This is a genomic window from Flavobacterium franklandianum (assembly GCF_007097365.1).
Classification (GTDB): Bacteria; Bacteroidota; Bacteroidia; order Flavobacteriales; family Flavobacteriaceae; genus Flavobacterium; species Flavobacterium franklandianum.
Map to the genome: position 1 here is coordinate 15641 of NZ_VJZR01000013.1, position 24455 is coordinate 40095.

25 protein-coding genes are annotated in these 24455 nt (G+C 33.9%); 6 read left to right on the plus strand and 19 right to left on the minus strand.

The features are described from left to right. Positions 1-3: 3 nt before the first annotated feature. Positions 4-1383 carry a sensor histidine kinase gene (locus tag FNW17_RS12960; protein ID WP_144071851.1) on the minus strand — a complete coding sequence of 460 codons (1380 nt, stop codon included), beginning with the start codon at positions 1381-1383 and terminating at the stop codon, positions 4-6. Between the two features lie 8 nt (positions 1384-1391). Beyond that, positions 1392-2054, minus strand: a complete 663-nt coding sequence (locus tag FNW17_RS12965; RefSeq protein ID WP_143391451.1) for a response regulator transcription factor — start codon at positions 2052-2054, stop codon at positions 1392-1394. A gap of 283 nt (positions 2055-2337) precedes the next feature. Here FNW17_RS12965 and FNW17_RS12970 point away from each other — a divergent pair, with 283 nt between their 5' ends. Beyond that, positions 2338-3069, plus strand: a complete 732-nt coding sequence (locus FNW17_RS12970; protein ID WP_144071852.1) for a YoaK family protein — start codon at positions 2338-2340, stop codon at positions 3067-3069. A gap of 3 nt (positions 3070-3072) precedes the next feature. Here FNW17_RS12970 and FNW17_RS12975 read toward each other — a convergent pair whose 3' ends face one another. The 15 genes from FNW17_RS12975 to FNW17_RS13045 form a co-directional block, all read right to left on the minus strand. Next, the gene (locus FNW17_RS12975) at positions 3073-5100 is read right to left on the minus strand and encodes a hypothetical protein (protein WP_144071853.1); all 2028 of its coding nucleotides are present in this window, start codon (positions 5098-5100) and stop codon (positions 3073-3075) included. 69 nt (positions 5101-5169) lie between these two features. After that, positions 5170-5916, minus strand: a complete 747-nt coding sequence (gene fabG / locus FNW17_RS12980) for a 3-oxoacyl-[acyl-carrier-protein] reductase (protein WP_143391454.1) — start codon at positions 5914-5916, stop codon at positions 5170-5172. A gap of 121 nt (positions 5917-6037) precedes the next feature. Beyond that, complete coding sequence (locus tag FNW17_RS12985; RefSeq protein WP_143392035.1) at positions 6038-6466, minus strand: hypothetical protein; 429 nt, start codon at positions 6464-6466, stop codon at positions 6038-6040. A gap of 77 nt (positions 6467-6543) precedes the next feature. Then, positions 6544-7416, minus strand: a complete 873-nt coding sequence (gene sucD, locus FNW17_RS12990) for a succinate--CoA ligase subunit alpha (RefSeq protein WP_143392036.1) — start codon at positions 7414-7416, stop codon at positions 6544-6546. A gap of 72 nt (positions 7417-7488) precedes the next feature. After that, a complete protein-coding gene (locus tag FNW17_RS12995; RefSeq protein ID WP_143392037.1) occupies positions 7489-7851 on the minus strand; it encodes a nuclear transport factor 2 family protein in 363 nt (120 codons plus the stop codon). A gap of 1 nt (position 7852) precedes the next feature. After that, positions 7853-8782, minus strand: coding sequence for a UDP-3-O-(3-hydroxymyristoyl)glucosamine N-acyltransferase (locus FNW17_RS13000; protein ID WP_144071854.1), 930 nt, complete (start codon positions 8780-8782; stop codon positions 7853-7855). A gap of 61 nt (positions 8783-8843) precedes the next feature. Beyond that, a complete protein-coding gene (gene efp / locus FNW17_RS13005) occupies positions 8844-9410 on the minus strand; it encodes an elongation factor P (RefSeq protein WP_143392039.1) in 567 nt (188 codons plus the stop codon). Between the two features lie 124 nt (positions 9411-9534). Continuing rightward, entirely contained in the window at positions 9535-10320 is a 786-nt protein-coding gene (lpxA, locus tag FNW17_RS13010; RefSeq protein WP_144071855.1) for an acyl-ACP--UDP-N-acetylglucosamine O-acyltransferase, read from the minus strand. A gap of 91 nt (positions 10321-10411) precedes the next feature. Continuing rightward, the gene (locus tag FNW17_RS13015; RefSeq protein WP_143392041.1) at positions 10412-11800 is read right to left on the minus strand and encodes a bifunctional UDP-3-O-[3-hydroxymyristoyl] N-acetylglucosamine deacetylase/3-hydroxyacyl-ACP dehydratase; all 1389 of its coding nucleotides are present in this window, start codon (positions 11798-11800) and stop codon (positions 10412-10414) included. A gap of 3 nt (positions 11801-11803) precedes the next feature. Then, complete coding sequence (gene lpxD / locus FNW17_RS13020; protein WP_143392042.1) at positions 11804-12838, minus strand: UDP-3-O-(3-hydroxymyristoyl)glucosamine N-acyltransferase; 1035 nt, start codon at positions 12836-12838, stop codon at positions 11804-11806. Between the two features lie 131 nt (positions 12839-12969). Further along, a complete protein-coding gene (locus FNW17_RS13025) occupies positions 12970-14199 on the minus strand; it encodes an HD domain-containing protein (RefSeq protein ID WP_143392043.1) in 1230 nt (409 codons plus the stop codon). A gap of 95 nt (positions 14200-14294) precedes the next feature. Next, positions 14295-14972: a 2'-5' RNA ligase family protein gene (locus FNW17_RS13030; RefSeq protein WP_144071856.1), complete on the minus strand. Its 678-nt coding sequence runs from the start codon at positions 14970-14972 to the stop codon at positions 14295-14297. Positions 14973-15352: 380 nt separating this feature from the next. Continuing rightward, positions 15353-16873, minus strand: a complete 1521-nt coding sequence (locus FNW17_RS13035) for an ArnT family glycosyltransferase (protein ID WP_144071857.1) — start codon at positions 16871-16873, stop codon at positions 15353-15355. Between the two features lie 38 nt (positions 16874-16911). After that, a complete protein-coding gene (locus FNW17_RS13040) occupies positions 16912-17781 on the minus strand; it encodes an exonuclease domain-containing protein (RefSeq protein ID WP_144071858.1) in 870 nt (289 codons plus the stop codon). Then, the gene (locus FNW17_RS13045) at positions 17778-18197 is read right to left on the minus strand and encodes a hypothetical protein (protein ID WP_144071859.1); all 420 of its coding nucleotides are present in this window, start codon (positions 18195-18197) and stop codon (positions 17778-17780) included. The genes FNW17_RS13040 and FNW17_RS13045 overlap by 4 nt, the downstream gene beginning before the upstream one ends. 268 nt (positions 18198-18465) lie before the next feature. On the opposite strand from FNW17_RS13045, the gene porX reads away from it, so the two are divergent. The 4 genes from porX to FNW17_RS13065 all read left to right on the plus strand — a co-directional run bounded on the left by porX (position 18466) and on the right by FNW17_RS13065 (position 22308). Next, positions 18466-20019: a T9SS response regulator signal transducer PorX gene (gene porX / locus FNW17_RS13050; RefSeq protein WP_143392081.1), complete on the plus strand. Its 1554-nt coding sequence runs from the start codon at positions 18466-18468 to the stop codon at positions 20017-20019. 72 nt (positions 20020-20091) lie between these two features. Continuing rightward, positions 20092-20499 carry a tRNA (adenosine(37)-N6)-threonylcarbamoyltransferase complex ATPase subunit type 1 TsaE gene (gene tsaE / locus FNW17_RS13055; RefSeq protein WP_144071860.1) on the plus strand — a complete coding sequence of 136 codons (408 nt, stop codon included), beginning with the start codon at positions 20092-20094 and terminating at the stop codon, positions 20497-20499. Positions 20500-20561: 62 nt separating this feature from the next. After that, the gene (locus FNW17_RS13060; RefSeq protein ID WP_143392079.1) at positions 20562-21758 is read left to right on the plus strand and encodes an alanine dehydrogenase; all 1197 of its coding nucleotides are present in this window, start codon (positions 20562-20564) and stop codon (positions 21756-21758) included. 175 nt (positions 21759-21933) lie between these two features. Then, entirely contained in the window at positions 21934-22308 is a 375-nt protein-coding gene (locus FNW17_RS13065; protein ID WP_143392078.1) for a DUF4258 domain-containing protein, read from the plus strand. A 54-nt stretch (positions 22309-22362) separates the two neighbouring features. Here the strand turns inward: FNW17_RS13065 and FNW17_RS13070 are convergent, their stop codons facing one another. Then, positions 22363-23130: a sulfite exporter TauE/SafE family protein gene (locus tag FNW17_RS13070; protein ID WP_144071861.1), complete on the minus strand. Its 768-nt coding sequence runs from the start codon at positions 23128-23130 to the stop codon at positions 22363-22365. A 95-nt stretch (positions 23131-23225) separates the two neighbouring features. Between FNW17_RS13070 and FNW17_RS13075 the strand changes: the two genes are divergently transcribed. Next, entirely contained in the window at positions 23226-23747 is a 522-nt protein-coding gene (locus FNW17_RS13075) for a DUF7935 family protein (protein ID WP_143391946.1), read from the plus strand. Between the two features lie 65 nt (positions 23748-23812). On the opposite strand, the gene FNW17_RS13080 is transcribed toward FNW17_RS13075, so the two are convergent. Further along, positions 23813-24358, minus strand: a complete 546-nt coding sequence (locus tag FNW17_RS13080) for a DUF1697 domain-containing protein (RefSeq protein WP_143391947.1) — start codon at positions 24356-24358, stop codon at positions 23813-23815. Positions 24359-24455: the final 97 nt, after the last annotated feature.

A 24455-nucleotide genomic window follows, 5' to 3' on the forward strand; every position in this document is an offset into this window, starting at 1 on the left:
TACTTACTGGAAACTTAAAAAAACGGTGGTTCCTATACTTTCTTTACTTGTAATTTTTATATCAATTTGAAGTAAAGTACATAGTCTTTTCACGATTGACAAACCGAGTCCGGTTCCTTTAATTCCAGAATGTTCGATAGATTTTGAACGATAAAATTGGTCGAATATTTTTTGCAAATCTTCAGCTGGAATCCCTACTCCCGAATCAATTATATGGCATTCAATTTTGTTGTTTTTATCGGTTATAACAATACTTAAATTTCCATTTTTATTGGAATATTTCAGGGCATTTGAAACTAAATTATTGATGATGATAGACAATAAATAGGCGTCGGAATGGACATAATATTCCTTTAAAAAGTGGGTTGAAATATGAATTTTATTCGTTTGAATTAAACTGGAATAGCGTGAAATGGCATCTAAAATTGTGGCATTCAAGCATACTTTTTCAATTTTTAAACTTTGATTGTGATTTTCAAATCGAGCCAACAAAAGCAGTTCATCAACCAAATGATTCAAGCGGTTGACTTCGGATACACAAAAATTGATTTTTTCGAGATATTCTTCTTGATTTCTTGGCTTTCTAATCAAAACTTCCAGTGTTCCTTTGATGACAGTTAAGGGAGTTCTCAATTCATGTGAAGCATCGGATGTGAATTGTTTTTCCCTTTCGATAGTGTTTTCAATTCTATCCAATAAATTATTTATAGTCTGAGAAAGCGTATAGAGTTCATCCTTGTTTTGAGGCAATGGAATTCGTGATTTCAAATTATCTTTGGTGATAATATTAGAAGTTTTTATTATGGAACTAATTGGTTTTATACTCCTTCCGGCGATTAATCTAGCAATAATAAAAAGTACTAATAGAATTAATGGATACGAAAAAAGTAAAATTTTCGCTAAATTTTGAAGCACCATTTTAGCGTCTTCCAATGACATTGCAACCAATAAATAGCCTTTTTTTATTGAATTTTGAAATATCGGAACTTGAATTTGCCGAATAGATTTGTTTACTAATTGGGTGTCAAAGAATTCATTGTCGTTAATATTTTGATTAAATATTAATGTATGTATTTTTAGATTTGGAGATTTTTCGGCAAGCTTTCCATTTTGATTATAGAATTGTATAAAAACAGGATTTACAGCGACCGAATTATGCTCGCGTTCTCTCCATTCGTCATTGTGAATTAGACCAATGTAACTGTCTTTAATTTCAATTTCAGTCAAATGTTTATTTACTTCACTCCTAATGTCATCATTAATATGGCTGTAAACACTGATTTTTACAATTGAATATATAGAAAAAAATACCACAAAAATCAATAATCCTGTAGTGATAATGTAGTTAAATGCAATTCTATTTTTGAATGAAAGTGGTTCCATATTTATATCTAATCATTGGCAATATAACCAACTCCTCTTATGGTTTTAATATAATCTTTGTCAATTTTTAAGTTGAGTTTTTTACGAATAGCATTCATAAAAACATCTATAACTCCAGTATCGTATTCGAAATGAATGTCCCAAACATCTTCTATTATTTGAGTTCGACTGCAAACTTTTCCTTTATTTCGAACCAAATAGCAAAGCAACTCAAATTCGCGTTGGGTCAAGTTTGCTTCATTCCCATCGACCATCACAACATGTTTGGCAAGATGAATTTCAATAGTTCCTAGTTTCAATATTTCTGGCTCAGTTTGATTTCTAAAATGTATTTTTATGCGTTCGACCAATTCGTCAAAACTGAATGGTTTTTTGATAAAATCATTGGCACCAGCCTTTAAACCTTCAATGGTTTCTTGAACGGTATCTTTGGCAGTTAAGAAAATTATGGGCGTACTTTTATCCATAATTCGTATGGATTTGCAAACGTCAATGCCGTTCATTTTAGGCAACATCCAATCCAAAAGAATCAAATCGAATCTTTCCTTTTGAGTCAATTCAAATGCCATTAGACCATCAGTAGCTGTCATAACTGCATAACCTTCTTCCTCCAATCCTTGCTGTAGAAATTGAACTATTCCTATTTCGTCTTCAACTATTAAAATTTTCATTTTTTATTGTTTTAAATGCTAAAACCAAGGCTTAGTTTAAAATAACTATCTCGAATATATCTAATAAAAAGCAAAAATATTACATAAATCACCTTTTTAAATGTCAACCAAAGTTATTTAAGTCAAAATTAAGTTTGATTTTTTATTTAGGGATTAAAAATTGAAAACATCCGATTATTAAGATTAATATTAAAGTTTAACCAAAAATAAAGTATTTTTACATAAGTTAAAGAAATAGATTCAGGCTCCGTTCACAACTTGAAACTGATAAATAAAAAACACTATGTTCCGCCACAAAGGTAAAAACAGGACTTTTGCTCACGATTTGAGATTGGCAATTTTGCTGTCATTTGTTGCGGGATTGGTCAATATTACTGGTGTTTTAGCTTTAAAAACTTTGACAACAAATGTAACAGGTCACTTTGCTTTTTTTGCTGAAGAGATAATGCGACACGATTATGCTACTGCAATAACCTTTTTCCTTTTTACTATTTTCTTTCTGTTAGGATCATTTCTATCCAGTTTATTGCAGGAATTAATATCATTAAAAAATCCAGATTGGTCACATATTTTTCCAATTACGCTAGAAATGGTAATTTTAATTGCCATAGGGTTTTTCGGAACTACCACTGGTTTATTTACTTTAGATGGAAAATTGACTGCTTTTTTTATGCTTCTTTCCATGGGAATCCAAAATTCTTTGGTAACCAATATTTCAAATGCTACTGTTAGAACTACCCATTTAACGGGGCTTTTCACAGATTTAGGAATCGAATTATCACAGCTGTTTTTTTACAAAAAACTCGAAGAAGTGAAAAAATTGAAGACCAGTATCTTTTTGCGATTATCCATCATTACCTTCTTTTTTCTGGGGTGTTTTTCTGGTGGAATTATCTATCAATTTCTCGAAATAAAAACACTTTTTGTCGCGGCATTTGTTCTTTTGATTGCACAATGGTATGATTTTTTGCGACTAAAATTTCATTTATTAAAAAGAAAAACGTTTCATAAATAGTCCTTACAACATCCCGTTATATTTCCTGACAAACCATTCCGAAGCTAGTGAGATGGCAATCAAAACTAGTAACCAAACCCAATCAATCAAAGGGTTTTTACTTACAATTTCTTTTTGAACGGCTTTGTAATTTTCGTTTTCCAAAAGTGATTGGATTAATGCTTCAACCTGATTTGGGTAATGTAATTTGCCTTGTGTTTGAACAGCCAATTGATTTAATTTTTCTACGTCAGGATTGACAAATTGTTTTTCGATGTCAAAATCTAGAATTTCAAAATGTCCAGAATGACTTGTTTTTGAATTCAATTCTTTAACTGAAAAATCATATCCTCCAGCCGAAAGTCCGTTAAGATTGACTTTGAAGGAATTATTCCCTTTCAATAAATCGTAGTTTTTAGTTTGCTTCGTTTTGGTATTAGTTACAGAAATGGTCAAACGTGCTTTCTCGTCAAATTCGTAGTTTTTATTGAAATACTGAGCCGAAATTTCAATAGATTCTCCCGAATTATAGAAACTTTCGTGGTTGACAACCAAAGATTTCTTGGAATCGTTGGAAGCCAAAAACTGAATGATTTTGTCCACAAAAACATCAAATTTATCGAAAGATTGTTGGTCAACGTGACTTTGCAAACGCCATTTCCAAAGGTTTTCTCCCAACAAAAAAGCAGATCGTTTGCCTTGATTTTCGGAAAAAGCCAATAAAGGAGCATTGGTATCAATATTCCTGATTTTGGAAGAAAGCAATTTCGAAACAGATACATTTGTAGTTACTGTTCCAAAAGGATTTTGCAAAGGAGGAAAATTTTCGAAACCAATATTTTCAATGGCAAAAAGATTGAATTGCGAATTGAATTCGGCTAAATAATCTTCTTTTTGACTGCTCATTTTAAAAACCAAATTGCTCTGTTGTTGGTTCAAAAAATTGAAATCGGTACTGTTTCCAGTAACAATAAAAGTGTTAATTCCTGCTAATTTATTTTTCTCAAAAACCAACTTGAATTCGTTCGTTGGCTGGTACAAAATTAAAACATTGTAATCTTGTAATGAATTGATTGAATTAGGTTTAACAATAGTTACTTTTCGTTGAGCATTAGATTCAATTGCACGCTTCATAGCACCAATATCAGGATGATTTATGGCAGAAACAATCGCGATATTTGTCTTTTGGTCAATGATTTCAACAGCAAAGTTCTTGGTGTTGTTATAGGTGTTTTTCTCTTTTTCTTTGGGAGAAATCGTGGCTTTAAAAACTTGCAATCCTACTTTCTCGGCAGGAAGTAACACACTCAAAACTATCGATTTTTTTGATGACGAAAAAGAAACTTTTTGCTTGCTCAAAACTGAATTTCCTTGCGAAATACTAAAATTTGCGGTTATGCTTTTGTTTCCAGAATAGTTCAAAAACACTTCTACAGGAAATTTATTCTTTTGAAAAGCGTATTTATTAACGTTCAATTGACTTACTTTTAAATCCAAAAATGTCGTTGTATCTCCTACAACCATTGGATAAACATTGTTATTCGCATCAAAAGAATAGACAAAATCATTCCCCGAAGTTTGGTTTCCGTCCGTAATCAAAACCGTTGGAAAAATGGTGTTTTTATAAATGCTTTTCAAGTTTTTGGCCACTTCATCCAAATTGGTTTGCGTTCCCTTGAAATCAAACTTTTCTGATTGTTCAAATTCATTACCAAATTGATAGGATTGAATGTCAAATTTGTCTTGCAGCTCCTTGTTTTGAGATAGCTTTTTATATAATTCTAACGCAGTTTCATTCGCTTTTAAACCTACAATTGAGCTCGAATTATCCACTACAATTGGCAAAGGAGTTTTAATGGTTTCCAATGTTTTTCGACTCATTATTGGATTAATCAACAACAATAATATTCCGAAAATGGATAAAAAACGCAAAAAAGCCAAAACCAAGTTTACTTTCGACTTGGTTTTGGCTTTATAAAAATATTGAAAAAACGACAAACTGCCTGCTATTAATAAAGAAAGCAATAATAATAGAATGGTGTTTGTTGTCATATTTTTTAGTGATCAGTGTTCAGTATTTAGTATTCAGCTGATTACTGAAAACTGAATACTGCCAACTTTTTAAGTAAGCATTCCTCCGCAAACATTCAAAACTTGCCCTGTAATATACCCACTCATATCCGAAGCCAAGAACAGACAGGCATTGGCTACATCATCAGTTGTTCCTCCGCGTTTCAACGGAATTCCTTCTCTCCAACCTTTTACAACTTCTTCACTTAATTTAGCCGTCATTTCCGTTTCGATAAATCCTGGAGCGATGGCGTTGCAACGAATATTTCGGGAACCTAATTCTAGCGCCACAGATTTTGTAAAGCCAATAACTCCGGCTTTCGAAGCAGCATAATTCGTTTGTCCAGCATTTCCCTTCACTCCTACCACCGAGCTCATATTGATAATGGAGCCCGCGCGTTGTTTCAGGAAAGTTCGTTGAATCGCTTTGGTCATATTGAAAACTGATTTCAAATTAACATCAATTACTTTATCAAAATCTTCTTCGGACATTCGCATCAACAAGTTGTCTTTTGTAATTCCGGCGTTGTTTATTAAAATATCAACGGTTCCAAATTCAGCTAAAACAGCATCAACAAAAGTTTGAGCTTCGTTGAAATCGGCCGCATTCGATTGATAACCTTTGGCTTTGACGCCCATTGCGTTCAATTCTTTTTCTAAAGTTTGTGCAGATTCTACAGAGGAACTGTATGTAAATGCCACGTTTGCACCGTGTTTAGCAAAAACTTCTGCGATTCCTTTTCCAATTCCACGACTTGCGCCAGTGATTATTGCTACTTTTCCTTCGAGTAATTTCATATAATAGATGTAAAAGTTTAATTTATTTATTTGAGATTCAAATATAAGTATAATGTAGTTCGTGCCAAAAAAAATGCCCAACGAATTGCGCGGGCATTTCAATTATTTTAGGATTAGTAGTTTAAAAAGCCACATTCCATCTTGGTAATTTTCCGTTTTCGTCCAAGAAATTTTGTAAAATTTGTCCTTCTACAAAAGTTGGAATTACTTTATTTTTCTCGTTGAAAGTTTCGTACCAATACACTTCCAGTCTTTCGATACTTTCTAATTTCATTTGTGCAGGCCATGAATATTTTCTTCCGGTTTTGGCAAATTGATGACCGTTTACGATTTTATCGAACAAACCACCGTTTTTACTTTTAAGTGTTCCATCGTTTTGGATGGTTCCTGTAGAACCTACCATAATCAATTCTTTCTCCTCACCATCAACTGCATATACAAGGAAAATTCCGCTTCCTACTTCTGGCGCATTGCAAACTTCTTCTAAACTATCGTCTATTGAAAAAGTGAACTGATTTTTGACTTTAATTTTTTTTAATTCTTTGTACATTTTATTTTCTATTATTAATATTAAATAAAATACCCCACGAAAACCGTGAGGTATATTATTTTATTGTGTGTTTAAGATTATCCTAAAACTTCTTTTACTTTTTTTCCAATTTCGGCAGGAGAATCTACAACGTGAATTCCACATTCTCTCATAATACGTTTTTTGGCTTCGGCTGTATCATCGTCACCACCAACAATTGCACCTGCATGACCCATTGTTCGGCCTTTTGGAGCAGTTTCACCAGCAATAAATCCAATTACTGGTTTGCGATTTCCATCAGCTTTAATCCATTTGGCAGCATCAGCTTCCAGTTGACCACCAATTTCACCAATCATTACTATACATTCCGTTTCTGGATCATTCATAAATAATTCAACAGCTTCTTTGGTTGTAGTTCCAATAATTGGATCTCCACCAATACCAATGGCAGTAGTAATTCCCAACCCTTGTTTTACAACTTGGTCGGCCGCTTCATAGGTTAAAGTTCCTGATTTTGAAACGATACCAACAGTTCCTTTTTTGAAAACAAAACCTGGCATAATCCCTACTTTGGCTTCACCTGGAGTGATAACACCCGGACAGTTTGGACCAATTAATCTACAATTTCTACTTTTTATATAGTTATTGGCTTTTATCATATCGGCCACAGGAATTCCTTCAGTGATGGCAATAATCACTTTGATACCTGCATCGGCAGCTTCCATAATGGCATCGGCAGCAAAAGCTGGTGGTACAAAAATAATAGTTGTATCTGCACCTGCTTGATCTACGGCGTCTTTAACTGTATTGAAAACTGGTCGATCTAGATGGACTGTTCCCCCTTTTCCTGGAGTTACACCACCAACAACGTTTGTACCATATTCAATCATTTGTGAAGCGTGGAATGTTCCTTCGCTTCCTGTAAATCCTTGAACAATTATTTTTGAATCTTTATTAACTAAAACACTCATGATATATTTTTTATGTGGTTTTTTTATTGATGTGCAAAAGTATGGTTTTGCGGTTAATATTTGAAAAAATAGTTAAGAAAAATGACTCATTTGATACCCTTTGAACAATTTATCGTCTTTGACTTCCCAAATTACGAAAAAATTACCCATTAGCATTTCCTCTCGTGGGTTTTCAATAGTTTTTACAAAGTGGGAAAATCGCAATGAAACAAGATTTTTTTCTTGAAGAATATGACTAATTCTAATTTTGGAACGAACGTAAGCCTTAGCCAATTCATCGGTTAGGGACAAAATATCATTGAAATCCATTTGGATAAAACCTTTGCTAGTATTCCAATCGATGGTGACTTCAGGATGAAGCAACTCGCTAACAGTTTTTCTATCTAAGAGGACATCAGATTTATAGAAATCGAGAACAATATCTTTTGGTTTCATATTACTTTAGTTTATTGAGTATTTCCGGAATCTTTTTAATATTGGCAAGTTGTTTTAATTTTTCTCTTGATTCTTCGATAGGTGTACCAAAATAGGTTTTGCCACCTTCAATTGATTTTGTAACTCCAGTTTGTCCTAAAATTACTGCTTTCTCTCCTATTGTTATACCACTTGTGGTTCCTACTTGTCCCCAAATAGTAACTTCGTCTTTTATGATTACACAACCTGCAATTCCTGTTTGGGAAGCAATTAAGCATTTTTTTCCTATAACGGTGTCGTGTCCAACGTGTACTTGATTGTCTAATTTTGTTCCTTCGCCAATAATTGTATCGCCGGTGACTCCTTTGTCAATAGTACAAAGTGCTCCAATACCAACATTGTCCTTGATAACTACTCTTCCACCTGAAATTAATTGGTCAAAACCATCAGGACGTTTTTTATAATAAAAAGCATCTGCTCCGAGAATGGATCCAGCGTGAATAATCACATTATCACCAATTACAGTATGATCATAAATGGAAACATTCGAATGAATCAAACAATTTTTTCCAATAACAACTTCGTTTCCAATGAAGGAATTAGGTTGGATTACAGTTCCTGCTCCAATTTTGGCGGAAGCTGAAATAGCAACATTCGAAAATTGAAAGGGTTTAAAATGTTTGGTTAAAGTATTGAAATCACGAAATGGGTCTTCCGAAATCAATAAGGCTTTACCTTCAGGACAATCTACATTTTTATTGATTAAAATGGTTGTTGCAGCAGAACTTAATGCTTTATCGTAATATTTGGGATGATCAACAAAAACAATATCACCTGATTCTACTACGTGAATTTCATTCATTCCATAAACTAGGAAATTTTCATCACCAACAAATTCGCTGTTGATAATAGCTGCAATTTCCTTTAAAGTATGTGTTGTATTGAATTTCATAATTTAGTGTTCAGTATTCGGTATTCATCTTATCTGCAAACTGCAATCTGAATACTGCCAACTATTCTTTTACTCTTTCCATATAATTTCCGGTAGTCGTATCGATTTTAATTTTGTCTCCTTCATTGATAAACAAGGGAACATTTACTGATGCTCCTGTTTCTACCGTAGCCGATTTTGTTGCATTTGTTGCAGTATTTCCTTTGATTCCAGGCTCTGCATAAGTCACTACTAAAACTACTGATGCTGGCATATCTACTGAAAGTGGTAAATCTGTTTCCGTATTGATACTTACCATAACATTTTCGCCCTCTTTTAACAAGTCTGGAGAATCCAAAATATTTTTGTTCAATGAAATTTGCTCGAAAGATTCTACGTTCATAAAGTGAAACAAATCGCCTTCTGGATATAAATATTGGAATTTATGATTCTCTACACGAACTTCTTCAATTTTGTGACCTGCCGAAAAGGTATTGTCTAATACTTTTCCGTTTGTTAAACTTCTAAGTTTTGTTCTCACAAAAGCGGGTCCTTTTCCAGGTTTAACGTGAAGAAATTCAATGATTTTATAAATATCATTGTTATATTTTATGCACAATCCGTTTCTAATATCTGATGTTGATGCCATTTTTATGTTTTTTGTTGTTTAAATTTGTTTAAAGTTGTTTGAAGTTTGACGCATTAATGGGGTCGAATTTCTTAAATCTGAAACTTGTAACCTCTTCCTGAATCCGCAACCTGAAATCTGAGCACTAGTAATTCCCCGAATAACCTTTCATTACACCTCTGGATGAATTTCTGATAAAATCAATAATTTCGTCACGCTCAGGAGTTGCTTCCATTTCAGCTTCAATAATTCCTAAAGCTTGTGTTACATTGTAATTTTTTTGGTACAATATTCTGTAAATTTCTTGAATTTCTTTTATTTTTTCAGATGAAAATCCACGTCTTCTCAATCCAACTGAATTTATTCCAACATAAGATAAAGGTTCTTTCGCCGCTTTTGTAAATGGCGGAACGTCTTTTCGTAGCAAAGAACCTCCAGAAATCATGGCATGATCACCCACGCTAATAAATTGATGTACAGCGGAAAGTCCTCCAATAATGGCATAATTCCCAATTGTAACGTGACCTCCCAAAAGTACTCCATTAACAATAATCGCATTGTTACCAATATGACAATCGTGGGCAATATGCGCCGCTGCCATTATCAAACAATTATCACCAATTACAGTTTGCCCAGAAGCAATCGTACCTCTATTGATCGTTACACATTCTCTAATTGTACAATTATCACCAATTATTGCCAAAGAATCTTCTCCACCAAACTTCAAATCTTGTGGAATGGCAGAAATTACTGCTCCTGGAAAAATATTACAATTTTTCCCTATTCTTGCACCTTCCATGATAGTTACATTTGAACCTATCCAAGTTCCATCGCCTATAATAACGTTATTATGAATAGTAGTAAAAGGTTCAATAACTACATTTTTGGCAATTTTGGCACCGGGATGAACATAAGCAAGCGGTTGATTCATATAGTTTTGTTTATGGTTTGGAGTTTATGGCTTGTGGTTGAGGATGTGTTTTTAACTATAAACCATCAACAACAAACTTTAAACATTTTAATTACTGTTTTTTGGCTATTTGAGCCATCAATTCTGCTTCGGCTACGAGTTTTCCATTAGCATAAGCGTTGGCTTGCATGTGGCATATTCCTCTTCTTATAGGCGTGATTAATTCACATTTAAATGTTAATGTATCACCCGGAAGCACTTTATGTTTGAATTTGACATTGTCGATTTTCATAAAATAAGTCAAATAATTTTCAGGATCTGGAACAGTACTCAATACTAAAATCCCTCCTGTTTGCGCCATAGCTTCTACAATAATAACGCCCGGCATTACTGGAGCTCCTGGAAAATGACCCACGAAAAAACTTTCGTTCATGGTTACATTTTTCAATCCAACGATATGACTTTCAGACATTTCTAAGATTCTATCGATAAACAAAAAGGGAGGTCTGTGTGGCAAAACCGACATAATTTTGTGTATATCCATCAATGGCTCTTGATTCAAATCATAAACAGGAACGTAGTTTCTTTGTTCGATTTTAATGATTTTTGCAATTTTTTTGGCAAACTGAGTGTTGACAAAATGTCCCGGTTTGTTTGCAATTACTTTTCCTTGGATTCTAGTTCCTATTAAGGATAAATCGCCAACCACATCCAACAATTTATGTCTTGCGGCTTCGTTTGGATAATGAAGGGTTAAATTATCTAAAATTCCATTGGGTTTGACAGTCAATTCCTCTTTTCCAAAAGCAATTTTTAGATTATTCATTGTCTTTTCGGAAATTTCTTTATCTACATAAACAATGGCATTATTCAAATCGCCACCTTTTATCAATCCTTCTTCTAACAAAAATTCTAATTCATGCAGAAAACTAAAGGTTCTTGAATCGGCGATTTCTGTTTTAAAATCAGCAATTGTTTTCATCGTGGCATTTTGAGTACCTAAAACTTTAGTTCCAAAATCGACCATTGCCGTAACGCTGTAGTTATCATTTGGCATAATCATAATTTCACTACCCGATTCTTCATCGGTAAACGAAATTATTTCTTTTACAACATACACATTCCTTTTGGCTTCCTGATCTTGAAAACCTGCTTTTTCTAAAGCTTCAACAAAATATTTCGAAGAACCATCCATAATAGGAAGTTCTGATGCGTCTAATTCTATGATAATATTATCTAAATCGCAACCCACTAATGCCGCCAAAACGTGTTCAGGAGTTTGAATTTTAACTCCTAATTTTTCTAAATTAGTTCCTCTTTGAGTATTTACAACATAATTGGCATCGGCTTCAATAACAGGTTGTCCCTCTAAATCCTTTCGAACGAAAGTAAAACCATTATTGATTGGAGCAGGTTTGAAAGTCATAGTCACTTCTTTCCCTGTGTGTAATCCAACTCCGGTTAGTGAAATTTCTGTTTTGATAGTCTTCTGTTTAACCATTGTTTACTTTTTTTGGTTTAATATTTCTTTTTTTAATTCTTCAATTTCTATAACAATTTTTGGTAAATTCTTGAAATGAACATACGATTTACTAAAATCATTGTATCCAAATGTGGGACTTCCTTGTAAAATTTCGTCATCTTTAACATTTCTTGCAACCCCTGATTGCGCTTGGATACGTACATTATTACCTATTGTGAGATGTCCTACAATCCCCACTTGCCCACCAATCATTCCGCTTTTTCCAATTTTTGTAGAACCCGCAATTCCTGTTTGAGCTGCAATAACGGTATTTTCGCCGATTTCTACATTATGTCCAATCTGGATTTGATTGTCGAGTTTCACTCCCTTTCGTATAATAGTAGAACCCATCGTGGCTTTATCAATCGTTGTGTTGGCTCCAATATCAACATTATCCTCAATAACAACATTTCCTATTTGAGGGATTTTAGTATAAGTTCCGTTTTCATTTGGTGCAAAACCAAAACCATCGGCTCCAATTACTGCCCCAGAATAAATAACACAATTGTTTCCTATTACCGTTTCCGAATGAATTTTTGCGCCGGCAAAAATAGTAACATTATTCCCAATTTTTACATTTTCGCCAATAAAACAATTGGGATAAATTTTGACATCATCACCCAAAACTACATTTTTTTCAATATAACTAAAGCTTCCAAAATATAAATTGATACCATATTTAACGCTTTCCGAAATAAATGAAGGTTGTTCAATACCTATTTTGTTCCCTTTTGTGGCTTGATCGTAAAATTCCAATAATTTAGTAAAAGACAAATACGCATCCTCCACTTTTATCAAGGTAGTTTTTAATTCGCCCTCAGGAATGAAGGAATTATTTACTATAGTAATAGTTGCCTGAGTCGAATAAATATAAGGTAAATATTTAGGATTTGCCAAAAAACTTATAGACCCATCAGAACCTTCTTCGATTTTTGATAATTTATAAACTTCGGCTTTTGGATTACCTACGATTTCTCCCCCCAATACGCCTGCTATTTGCTCTGCTGTAAACTTCATCTTATCGAAATGTGTTTTTTATAGGAATAAGATGAAACGCTCTGTTTGTCGTCCTACTTAAATTCAAAAAAAATGTGTTTTTTTGTTTCATCTCGACAAAAATATAAAAAATAGATTTTAAATATAGGTTTTTAAACAAGTTGTTTTGGATAACAAAGATAATATTTGGTCACAAATTTTGATAATGACTTCAAATTCAATTGGTCCGAAGCTTCGACAACATCTTCAATTGTTTTGTCTTTTTTCAGAATTCGGATGGGCTCGGCTTCTTTGCTGTAGGCTTGGTTTTTTATTTTACCTTTAAATATAAAATAATTGGTTTCGGCCAAAGTAATATTATTTGCTTCTGCAAACTGTTCTTTTAAATGATGTAAATCTTCTGCGGGAACTTTTTCGTCACTTAATTTAATTTTCAATAAATCCCTGTTGATAATCATTTTACTTAAGGAAGAAAGTATAAAATCATTTTGTTTTTGCCAGCCTTTCAAAGCACTAATAATATCAAAATCATCGAGTTGTGAAAATAAATCTAAAGTTTCGCTATCGAAAGTTTCCATTGTTATTTTGTGTTTCATAAAGAACATCAAAGGTTCGCTACAAGGCAAAACCACTCCTTTTTCGGTCAATTCTTTGGCTCGTTTTAGGACTTTCGTCAAAATCAATTCGGCTACCAAACTAGTTTTGTGTAAATAGGCTTGCCAATACATCAATCGTCTGGACATCAAGAATTTCTCGACCGAATAAATGCCTTTTTCTTCAATAACCAATACATCATCAACTACATTCATCATCTGAATTAAGCGTTCGGAATTGACATTTCCTTCGGCCACTCCGGAATAAAAACTGTCACGTTTCAGGTAATCCATTCGGTCCATATCGAGCTGACTCGAAATGAGTTGCAGCATAAATTTTCGGTGGTAATCGCCCTTAAAAACCTTGATAGCCAAACTCAACTGACCATCAAACTCTAGATTCAATTGCTGCATAAATAACAACGAAATGGCTTCGTGATGTACATCTTCGACAATGCTTCTTTCCATCGCATGCGAAAAAGGTCCGTGACCAATGTCGTGCAATAAAATGGCAATATACAAGGCGTTTTCTTCCTCTGGCGATATGGAAACCCCTTTGAAACGGAGTGTTTCAACGGCTTTTTGCATAATGTGCATACAGCCCAAGGCGTGATGAAAACGGGTGTGATTGGCGCCTGGATAAACTAAATAAGACAAACCCATTTGAGAAATGCGTCGCAATCGCTGGAAATAAGGATGCTGAATTAAATCGTAAATTAAGGCGTTAGGGATGGTAATAAACCCGTAAATGGGATCATTGAATATTTTTAGCTTGTTGATTTCGCTCACTGTATCGATTTGTTTTGTGCAACAAATATAAGGAAATCTAAGAGGGAATGAAAATTTAAGTTTTTCGTGTTTTTAAGATGCAATAGAAAGTAAAACTATATAAATCTATGTAGTTCTTTTACCCATTTTTCTCTTTGATACCAATCGTTATACACTAAATAACAACTATCCACTTTGAACTTTCCAAAATTGAAATTCCTATATTTTTCGACTATTGCCAAGAGTTTTTCTTTGTTGCTAATTGGTTTTCGGAATCGGGCTATGGTGGAATGTGCGGTTTGGATAGAATACCGTTTGTCGATGCTTTGTTCGAGTCCTGAATCTTTGAATTGGGTTCTGAGGTTGTTTCTTAAATCGTTTAGAGAATTTGTATTGGTAAAACCTTGCAGCATTATTGCCGAAGGAGAAGCCGTTATTCCTTGAAAATTGATTTCTATATCGCGAATATTTATTAGACTTTTTTCGATAATAGCCACATAATCTGGGATAGATATGGATGCTAAATCAAAGCCATCATAGCAAGAAATAATGGACATCACTGTGATATGAATATCTGAATTAGGATAATAATACTGGTCGGGATCTATAGCTTTGAGTTCGTTTAAAAAGTGCTGAATGGTAGTTTTGGTTTGAAGATCTGGGCGAATTATCAAAGTTAAGCCAAACCTACGGTCTGAAGGAGAGTCGATTTGGCTGTCGATATGGTAGTTATCGGCAACAATTTTTTCAATCGATTCTTTGTAAAGTGTATCGTAATGATTTTTTAAATCCATTGGTTTGATTAGTTTTTGTAGCTGCTCCCTAAAGTCTCCGACTTTGAGATTCTGAATTTCGGTTTTCAACCGATTTTGTTTAAAATGGTTTGATTTTTATGTCAGTCACAGACTGAGAAACACATCCTCAAAGTCGGAGACTTTGCGGAGCGAGGGTCGATTTGGCTTTCGATATGGTAGTTATCGGCAACAATTTTTTCCATCGATTCTTTGTAAAGGGTATCGTAATGCTTTTTTAAATCCATTGGTATGATTAGTTTCTGTAGCTGCTCCGCAAAGTCTCCGACTTTGAGGTAGTGATTTTCGGTTTTCAACCGATTTTGTTTTAAAGTCAGTCACAGACCGACAAACACATCCTCAAAGGCGCAGACTTTGCGGAGCTAGTTTTGCTTTCTATCTGCCTCGTCTTTTATTCGTTTGTTGATATCGACTTTTGCCCCACGAAGTACATAAATTGAAATTGTATCTTCCCTAGCAAATGCATTGATTCTTTGGCTTGCCAAATACACTTTGTCAAACAACGGAATTTCGGTTTTGCGGTTTTTGCCTTCGTCATTGCTTTCCTTGACCAGAACCACATCCACTATTTTTTTGTCGTAACGAAGCCAATTGATATAGTCGGCGTCAAAAGATTGAGCCACTACTTTTTTGTTTTTTGTATAATAATTTATGGCTCCTGCTTGCCCATAATTGTCGCACAAAATAAGGGTTTGATTCAGGTTTGGTAATTGAGCGCAAACACTATCCACTTTTATTGCCAATTCTTTCCAGCCCAGCATATCAGCGAAGTCTTGTGGCAAGGTGTGTTCTTTGCCATCTTCCCAACGAAGCATGCCTAATTTTCTATAGGGTTCTTGATGTTGCACAATGTATTCCGGACTTTTATTAGGAAATCCAATTTTGTAAAAAGGAATAAACAATAACAGTGGAATACTGATTAATACAGGCTTTACATACTTTTTCCAACCGTCCTGCAAAATAGATTCTAGATAAACGGCTCCAAACGAAATGTAAATGGGGTAAATTCCAATGGCGTAATAATCTTTGGCTTTGAAGTACATAAATACAACCAAAGTAAAAAGAATGCTCCAAAAAAAGCAACGATACAGCTTAAAGGGTTTGTAAAAAAGTAAGGCATAAAAAGCGGAAAAAATTACAAAAATGGAACCTATGTAAAACAGCAATTGGGCCTTCAAAAAATCAATTCTGTTTACATTCACCAATTTTGTTGCTGATAATTCCTTCATATGAGCAATTACCGGAAAATTATTGTTGTACTGCCACAACAAATTAGGCAAAATAAGCAACAACACAGTCAATAAAGCCAGATATAGTTTAGGTTGAAGCACTATTTTGCGCTGTTGTGTAAAGAGTACGGCAGGAAATAATCCAATAAGCAAAAACACAATATTGTATTTATTCAAGAATCCTAGCGCAAATACTATAGCGCCTATAAAAAGCCATTTTGTGTTTTCTGTTTTGAAATATTTGATGCCGATAAAATATATACTTGTCCAGCACAGCACATCAAAAGAGTTCGGTTGATAAAGAATATTTAAACGCAAAAGTGCTGAAAATAAGACACAGGTTGCTCCTAAAATTAACGCAAATGTATTTCCGTTCAGTGCTTCAATGGCTTTCCAAACCACATAAAGGGTCAATGCTCCAAAAAGTGCCGGAAAAAATTTTATCCAAAAAAATGAGTTTCCTAATAACAGAATGAGATACGAAACCCAAGAGGTAAATGGTGGCACCGACTGAAATCCCCAAGCTAAATGGTTGGCTTGATCAAGATGCAAATATTCATCCCGTTGTAAGTCGTAGGCTGGACTAATCAGAAAGTATTGCAGCACAAATTTGAGTGTAATAAAACCGATTAAAATTAGAGTGTTTTGTTTCATTTTTGGAACAATTTGGATTGGCTATTGACATATATTTTTTATTCGTTTTCTGCTAAATTGCAGATTTCTACAAAATCATTTTCAGATAAAATCCTAATGCTAATTCCTTTTTCAATTAATTCTTCTGCTTTTCTATGCTTAGAACTTTTTTCATATCCAGCTAGTTTTGTATCATCTTGTAAACCAACTACTAACATTGTTGTGGTTTTTGCAACTGAATTTGTTACTTTACAACCTATTTTTGAAGCAATTATTCCTGCTTCGCTTCTAGGAATTGATAATGCTCCCGTAAAAACAATATTTTCACCATAAAATTGTCCTTCTGGGTTTCCTTCTAAATAGATTCTTGATGAACCATTTTTGTAGTTAAAAATTGGTTGACCAACTCGTTTAAACCATTCTTCAATTGTCAAATTTGACATTTCACTTGCTTTAATAACCACAATTCCAGCTGTAATTGCGTCTTCCAAAGCATCGTGATGTTCAAAGGATATATTTAAATGTTTTGCAATATTTGAAAGACCGTAACCACTATGAGCAAAATCTGTCCAAGTTATTCTAACTATTTTGGCGCTATCTAACCATTTTGGACTAGTATGTTCCAAACTATAACAATCACAAGCTCTATTGATTGCAATTCTGTCGAAAGGCATATGATGAATAGTAATTTTGCCGTTCAAACGATTATTTAATTCTTCATAAACTTGTTTGAAAGTAGGAGCGTTCTTAACGTCTTTTTCACTGATTCCGTGAATTGAAACGTTAAATGGATCAAAATAATCTTCAGGATTTATTAAGACTTTCCATTTATCGATTATTTCTCCATTTTGAAATTCTGCAATTCCAATTTGACAAATGCTCGAATAATCAGCGTTAGCCGTTTCTAGATCAATTGCTAAAAAATTCATATTAAATCATTAATTAAGTTTAATGTAACTTGGTCATTTATTTCTAAACATCTTTGATGAATGTGTTCTATTAAAACCTTTTCAGTCAAGATTTTTAATTTAGTATGTTTTCTTCCTTTAGAATTATAGCTTTTTTCTAATTCTATAATTTTTTTAGCAACATTTCCCTTTATCAATTCTTCAAAATCAAAGTCAGAAATTATAAAAAAATCTGTGTCGCCAATAAATTCAGTTTGCGTTGGAAATCCACCTAAATTTCCAATTACTTGAAATTGATTAAATTTTGAACCACAAAGATTTTCTGTAAAAAATACATTCTTGTTATAAAATTGATTGCTTTTGCATTGCTCAATGAATATTTTAGAATATTCATTTATAGACTTTTCATTTATTTCTATTTTTTCAAATTCTTTCATTTCTATTTCGTTTATTTTAATATCTGACGAAAACCAGAAATTATTCTCTTTCAAATATATTAAATAATTCCTACAAAATATGAAAATAATTATTTATTTATTCTTACCTAAGAGCAACAAATGAGATTGCGTCGTTCCTCGCAATGACAAAGCAAAACCCAATACCTTAAAATAATATTAAATTATCACTTCATTGGAAACTTTCGATAATAAAAAAGCTAATTTGGCGTATTGAATGTTTACTTTTGAATTCTTTTTACTTACAATTATGGACAAGATAAAAATACTTTGGGTCGATGACGAAATTGACTACCTAAAACCACATATTTTATTTCTAGAAAAGAAAAATTACAGTGTCACCACCTGCAATAACGGCCGTGATGCGATTGATATTTTTGACGAAAACAATTTTGATATTGTTTTTCTGGACGAAAATATGCCCGGAATGAGCGGCTTGGAAACCCTTTCGGAAATGAAGGAAAAGAAATCCTCCATTCCGATGATTATGATTACCAAGAGTGAAGAAGAGTATATTATGGAGGAAGCCATTGGCTCTAAAATTGCCGATTATTTGATCAAACCAGTCAATCCGAACCAGATTTTGTTGAGTTTGAAGAAAAATTTGGATCATTCGAGATTGATTTCGCAAAAAACCACTTTGGATTATCAGAAAGAATTCCGCAAAATTTCGATGGAAATGGCGATGGTCAATTCCTATGAAGATTGGGTAGAATTGTACAAAAAATTAATCTTTTGGGAACTCGAACTCGAAAATATTGACGACCAAGGAATGATAGAAATTCTGGAATCGCAAAAAGCAGAAGCCAATTCGCAATTCGGGAAATTTATCGAACGCAACTACGAAGATTGGTTTGCTCCAAAAGCGGACAAACCCATACAATCGCACACTTTATTCCGAGAATTAGTGGTTCCTGAAATCGTCAAAAAAGACAAGCCTATTTTGTTTGTGGTCATCGACAATTTGCGTTATGACCAATGGAAAGTGTTTGAAAGTGTGATTGGCAACCATTACAAACTAGAAAAAGAAGTACCGTATTACGCTATTTTGCCCACGGCCACTCAATATGCTCGAAACGCTATTTTCTCAGGAATGACGCCACTCGAAATGGAAAAACAATTTCCACAATATTGGAAAAACGATCCCGAAGAAGGCGGAAAAAACTTGTATGAAGCCGATTTTTTGACTGCTCAATTAAAACGATTGGGATTGAATATCAAACAAGATTATTTCAAAATCACCAATCTGGCTGGAGGAAAAAAATTAGTTGAAAATTTCAAAGCTTATAAAAACAACGATTTGGTTACGGTAGTTTACAATTTTGTCGATATGCTTTCGCACGCCAAAACCGAAATGGATGTCGTAAAAGAACTCGCCTCCGACGATAAAGCGTATCGCTCGTTGACTTTGAGTTGGTTCAAGAACTCCCCTCTTTTAGAAATTATTCAGCAAGCTCAAAAATTAGGTTTCAAATTGATTTTGACCACCGATCACGGAACAATAAACGTAAAAAATCCTTCGAAAGTAATTGGTGACAAGAACACCAGCTTGAATTTGCGTTACAAAACAGGACGCAGTTTGACCTATGAACAAAAAGATGTTTATGCGGTGAAAGACCCAAAAAATATTGGTTTACCTACTATAAATATGAGTAGTTCTTATATTTTTGCAAAAAATGATTTATTTTTGGCCTATGTGAACAACTACAATCATTATGTTAGTTATTATAAAAATACGTATCAACACGGTGGCATTTCGTTAGAAGAAATGATTATTCCGTTTTTGATTTTCAATCCAAAATAAAATAGTATTCAGTCTCTGTTTTCAGTTTGCAGGGAAGAACCTTAAACTTTAAACTTTAAACAAATTTAAACAATGGAAATCACTTTTTCATTAGATGAAATCAATGATGTGGCGCAGCTAATTATAGCAGAAAATCCGAATAAAGTGATGCTATTTCACGGAGAAATGGGTGTTGGAAAAACTACTTTGATAAAGGCTTTGGCTAAAAAAATTGGTGTGAACGGAGCAACAAGTAGTCCAACTTTCTCTTTAGTTAATGAATATCAAACTAGTGACAATCAAATCGTTTATCATTTTGATTTTTATAGATTAAAAATTGAAACAGAAGCATTAGATATGGGCGCTGACGAATATTTATATTCTGGACATTGGTGTTTTATCGAATGGGCCGAAAAAATCCCAAACCTTATTCCGGATTCGCATTCGGTGATTACAATAAAATTGCTTTCGGATGGAAAACGCTCTTTAACGTTAATTTAAATCAATCGGAATTGTCCATTTTAAACTTTTTATGTAAATTGTCCCTCTAAATTTACCAAACAATGGCAATAATATCTCCATTTACAAAACAACAGTTATTACCTCAGGAAGAAAAGCTGGAAATAGCAAGACACAAAAGCGAACTCTTCATTGGAATTCCTAAGGAAACCAGTTATCAAGAGCGTCGCATTTGCCTCACTCCTGATGCTGTGAATTCGTTGACTTATCAAGGACATCGGGTAATGATTGAAGCTGGCGCAGGAGAAAGTTCGAGTTATTCGGATAAAGAATATGCCAATGCCGGAGCCGAAATTACAAGCGATACCAATAAGGTTTTTAGTTGTCCGATGCTATTAAAAGTCGAACCAGTCAGTTTAGCCGAAATTGAAATGATGAATCCAAATTCGATTATCATTTCTGCAATTCAAATCAAAACAAGGAAGAAAACGTATTTCGAAGCTTTGGCCAAGAAAAAAATAACCGCATTAGCACTTGAATATATCAAAGACGAAGACGGCTCCTATCCTGCCGTGAAATCTTTGAGCGAAATTGCAGGAACAGCTTCCGTTTTGATTGCTGCCGAATTGATGATTACCAATGAATTTGGAAAAGGATTGTTATTTGGCAATATTACAGGCGTTCCTCCTACCGATGTTGTTATTCTTGGCGCGGGAACGGTGGGCGAATTTGCTGCCAAAACCGCTATTGGATTGGGTGCAAATGTAAAAGTTTTTGACAATTCGATTCGAAAACTACGCCGTTTGCAGAACAATTTGAATCAACGAATTTTCACTTCTACCATTCAACCCAAATCTTTATTGAAAGCCTTGAGAAGATGCGATGTGGCTATTGGCGCTATGCGAGGTAAAGAAAGGTGTCCCGTTATTGTTACCGAAACTATGGTCGAACATATGAAAAGAGGAGCCGTAATTGTTGATGTAAGCATTGATACAGGAGGTTGCTTTGAAACTTCAGAAGTAACATCTCACGAGAAACCAACCTTTGTCAAAAATAACGTTTTACACTACTGTGTGCCCAATATTCCTTCCCGATACTCCAAAACAGCTTCTCTCTCAATTAGCAATATAATCACTCCCTATTTATTACAAATTGCCGAAGATGGAGGAATTGAAAGTGCTATTCGGTGTAATAATGGTTTGAAAAATGGAGTGTATTTATACCACGGAATCCTTACCAACAAAGCGATTGGCGATTGGTTTGACTTACCAAATAGCGATATAAATTTAATCGTGTTTTAATTAAACTTTCAGTTATATTTGCCAAAAATTAAAATATAAAATCGCCACTAAAAAAAGTTTGTTGCAAACAATTGTAAAATCATCGAACTCCGATGAAAATAATACATTGTGAGATAAACTCCAATTAAGAAAAGGCGATATTATATATGACCACTAAAAAATCAAAATTACATATATGAAATTCGCACATCGTTTCGCCTATTATTTAGTAGGATTAATTATGGGATTATTTGTTGTTGCTGCCATATTCAGCGGAAAAGATACCCGTTGCAATTATTTTCCAAATGCTCGTGTTTTGAATGATTTAAGAAATAAACCTTTTTATTATTCGGATGAAGCTTCGCAAGTATTAGCCGAAAAATGGATAGACACTATCGATATCAAAAACTGTTTGAAATATGGAGACATCGATTTTGATAAAAGCAACAAACCTGTCGGAAACGGAAAGCTCTATGTCATCGAAGGAAAGACGGTTAAAAACCAAGAAATTATTCTTAACGTGATCAACTATTCGGAAAAAGCAGTTTTAGATAAAATTATAAAGAAATAAAATTTCGACTTTTGAGAAGAAACTCCTTAATCAATTGAGGAGTTTTTTTTGTGTTTATTTATAAAAAACATCATAGGCAAACCGTATCAAGGTGCCTATAACTACAACTAAAAAGAAGATTCGGATAAATTTATTGCCCTTATTAATGGCTAATTTGGCACCCAACCAACCTCCAAAAGCATTACTAAAAGCCATAGGAATTGCAACTGCCCAAATGATTTTCCCTTTGAGCATAAACAAGCAAATCGAACCAAAATTAGTCGCTAAATTGACCATTTTGGCATTGGCAGAAGCGTGCAAAAAATCAAATCCCATTAAGGCTATAAATGCCAAAACCAAAAAACTTCCTGTTCCAGGCCCAATAAATCCATCATAAAAACCCACCACAAAACTGATTAACACTGCATAAAAAACTTGAGTTCGAGCCGAATGTGTTTTTACAATATGTTGTCCAAAATTTTTCTGAGCATACGTATAAACCACTAAAAGCGAAAGTACCACCAGCAATAAAGGTTTCATAAAATCATTGCTCACATACGTCAACAAAGTCGAACCCAAAAAAGCCGATGGAAATGCCAAAATCATCATTATAATTAATAGCTTCCAGTTCATATCGACCTTTTTCAAGTATTGATAAGCAGCAAAGGAGGTTCCACTAAAAGCGGGTACTTTAAGGCTTCCAATTACGGTAGAAACTGGAAGATTGGGCAACAAAATTAATCCAACTGGGGTTTGAATCAATCCGCCACCACCCACAATGGCATCTATAAATCCTGCCACAAAAGCGGCCAGACAAAGCAAAATTAGGATGTAGAATTCCATTTTTTTATAAAATTTCAGCAAATGTACTATAAGTTTATTGGTTTATTCGTTAATTTGTCTTTGGATAAAAAAATTAAAACCAAACTTAATTTAAAATGGATTCAACACGAATAATAGAATTAATAAGTTACAGTTTACCAACACTTATAATGGCATTTGTTGCCTATAGTTTTTTCGAACTTTACACCAAAAACGAAAATGCAAAACGAAACTATTTGTTGCAAAAAGAATCAAAACCAGACACTTTATCCTTGCGTTTACAAGCTTACGAGCGTATGACGTTATTTTTGGAACGCATCAATCCATCGCAATTATTGGTTCGGATTACCCCAATTTCAGAAGATAAAACAGATTATCAAAACTTTGTAATCGCCCAAATTGAGCAAGAATACGAACATAATTTAGCACAACAAATTTATGTTTCAGAAGAATGTTGGTCAACCATTACCACTTCCAAAAATGCCACCATTCAAATGATTCTTTTGGCTGCAAAAAACGAAAAAATTAGTGATGCTCATCAGTTACGAGAAAGTATTCTAAACGATTTAATGACAAAACCATCGCCAAGCAGCGTCGCATTGGCTTTCCTTAAAAACGAAGTGAACCAGTTGTGGTAGATTTTTAGCCACAGATTACACGGATTGAACGTATTTTTACAGATTTTTATGGTCTCATTTTGGAATTATCTTTCCTCATACATTTTTAACAATTGCGTTACTGTATTCCAATTCCGAATCGTTGCCGTTACGCTCAATTTTTTCTCGATATACTTTTGGTCAAATCGAGTTTTTCCTGCACCAACATCGTATTTTATATAAATTCGACTTGAATCTATACTGGCTTCATCGGGTTTTACCTGACTCATTTTTAAATCATTCAGACTATCGCTTCGCAAAGTGGTAGATATAAAAGCGACATATAATTTTTTAATATCTAAATTAGCTTCTTTCAAAAAAGGATTGTTCTTGAAACAAGCTTCTAAATCGGTTTTGCCAATAACCACTACAGGAACTTCGTGACCAAAAGCCTTAAAAATTTCCTGCTTAATTTTGAAACCAACTGCAGCAGCATTTTCTTTCTCGGTATCGACAAAAACATTTCCCGATTGGATATATGTTTGTACGTTTTGAAAACCAACGGCTTCTAATGCCGATTTCAAAACCTCCATTTTTATCATATTATGTCCAGAAACATTGATGCCACGAAGCAGTGCGAGATGAGTTGTCATTTTATTTTATGAATTTGATTGTTCAAAGATATTGTGTTTAGTAGAGATTTCACAAATTTACTTTTGAGGGTACTCTTTTTTTAAACTATTATTTGAA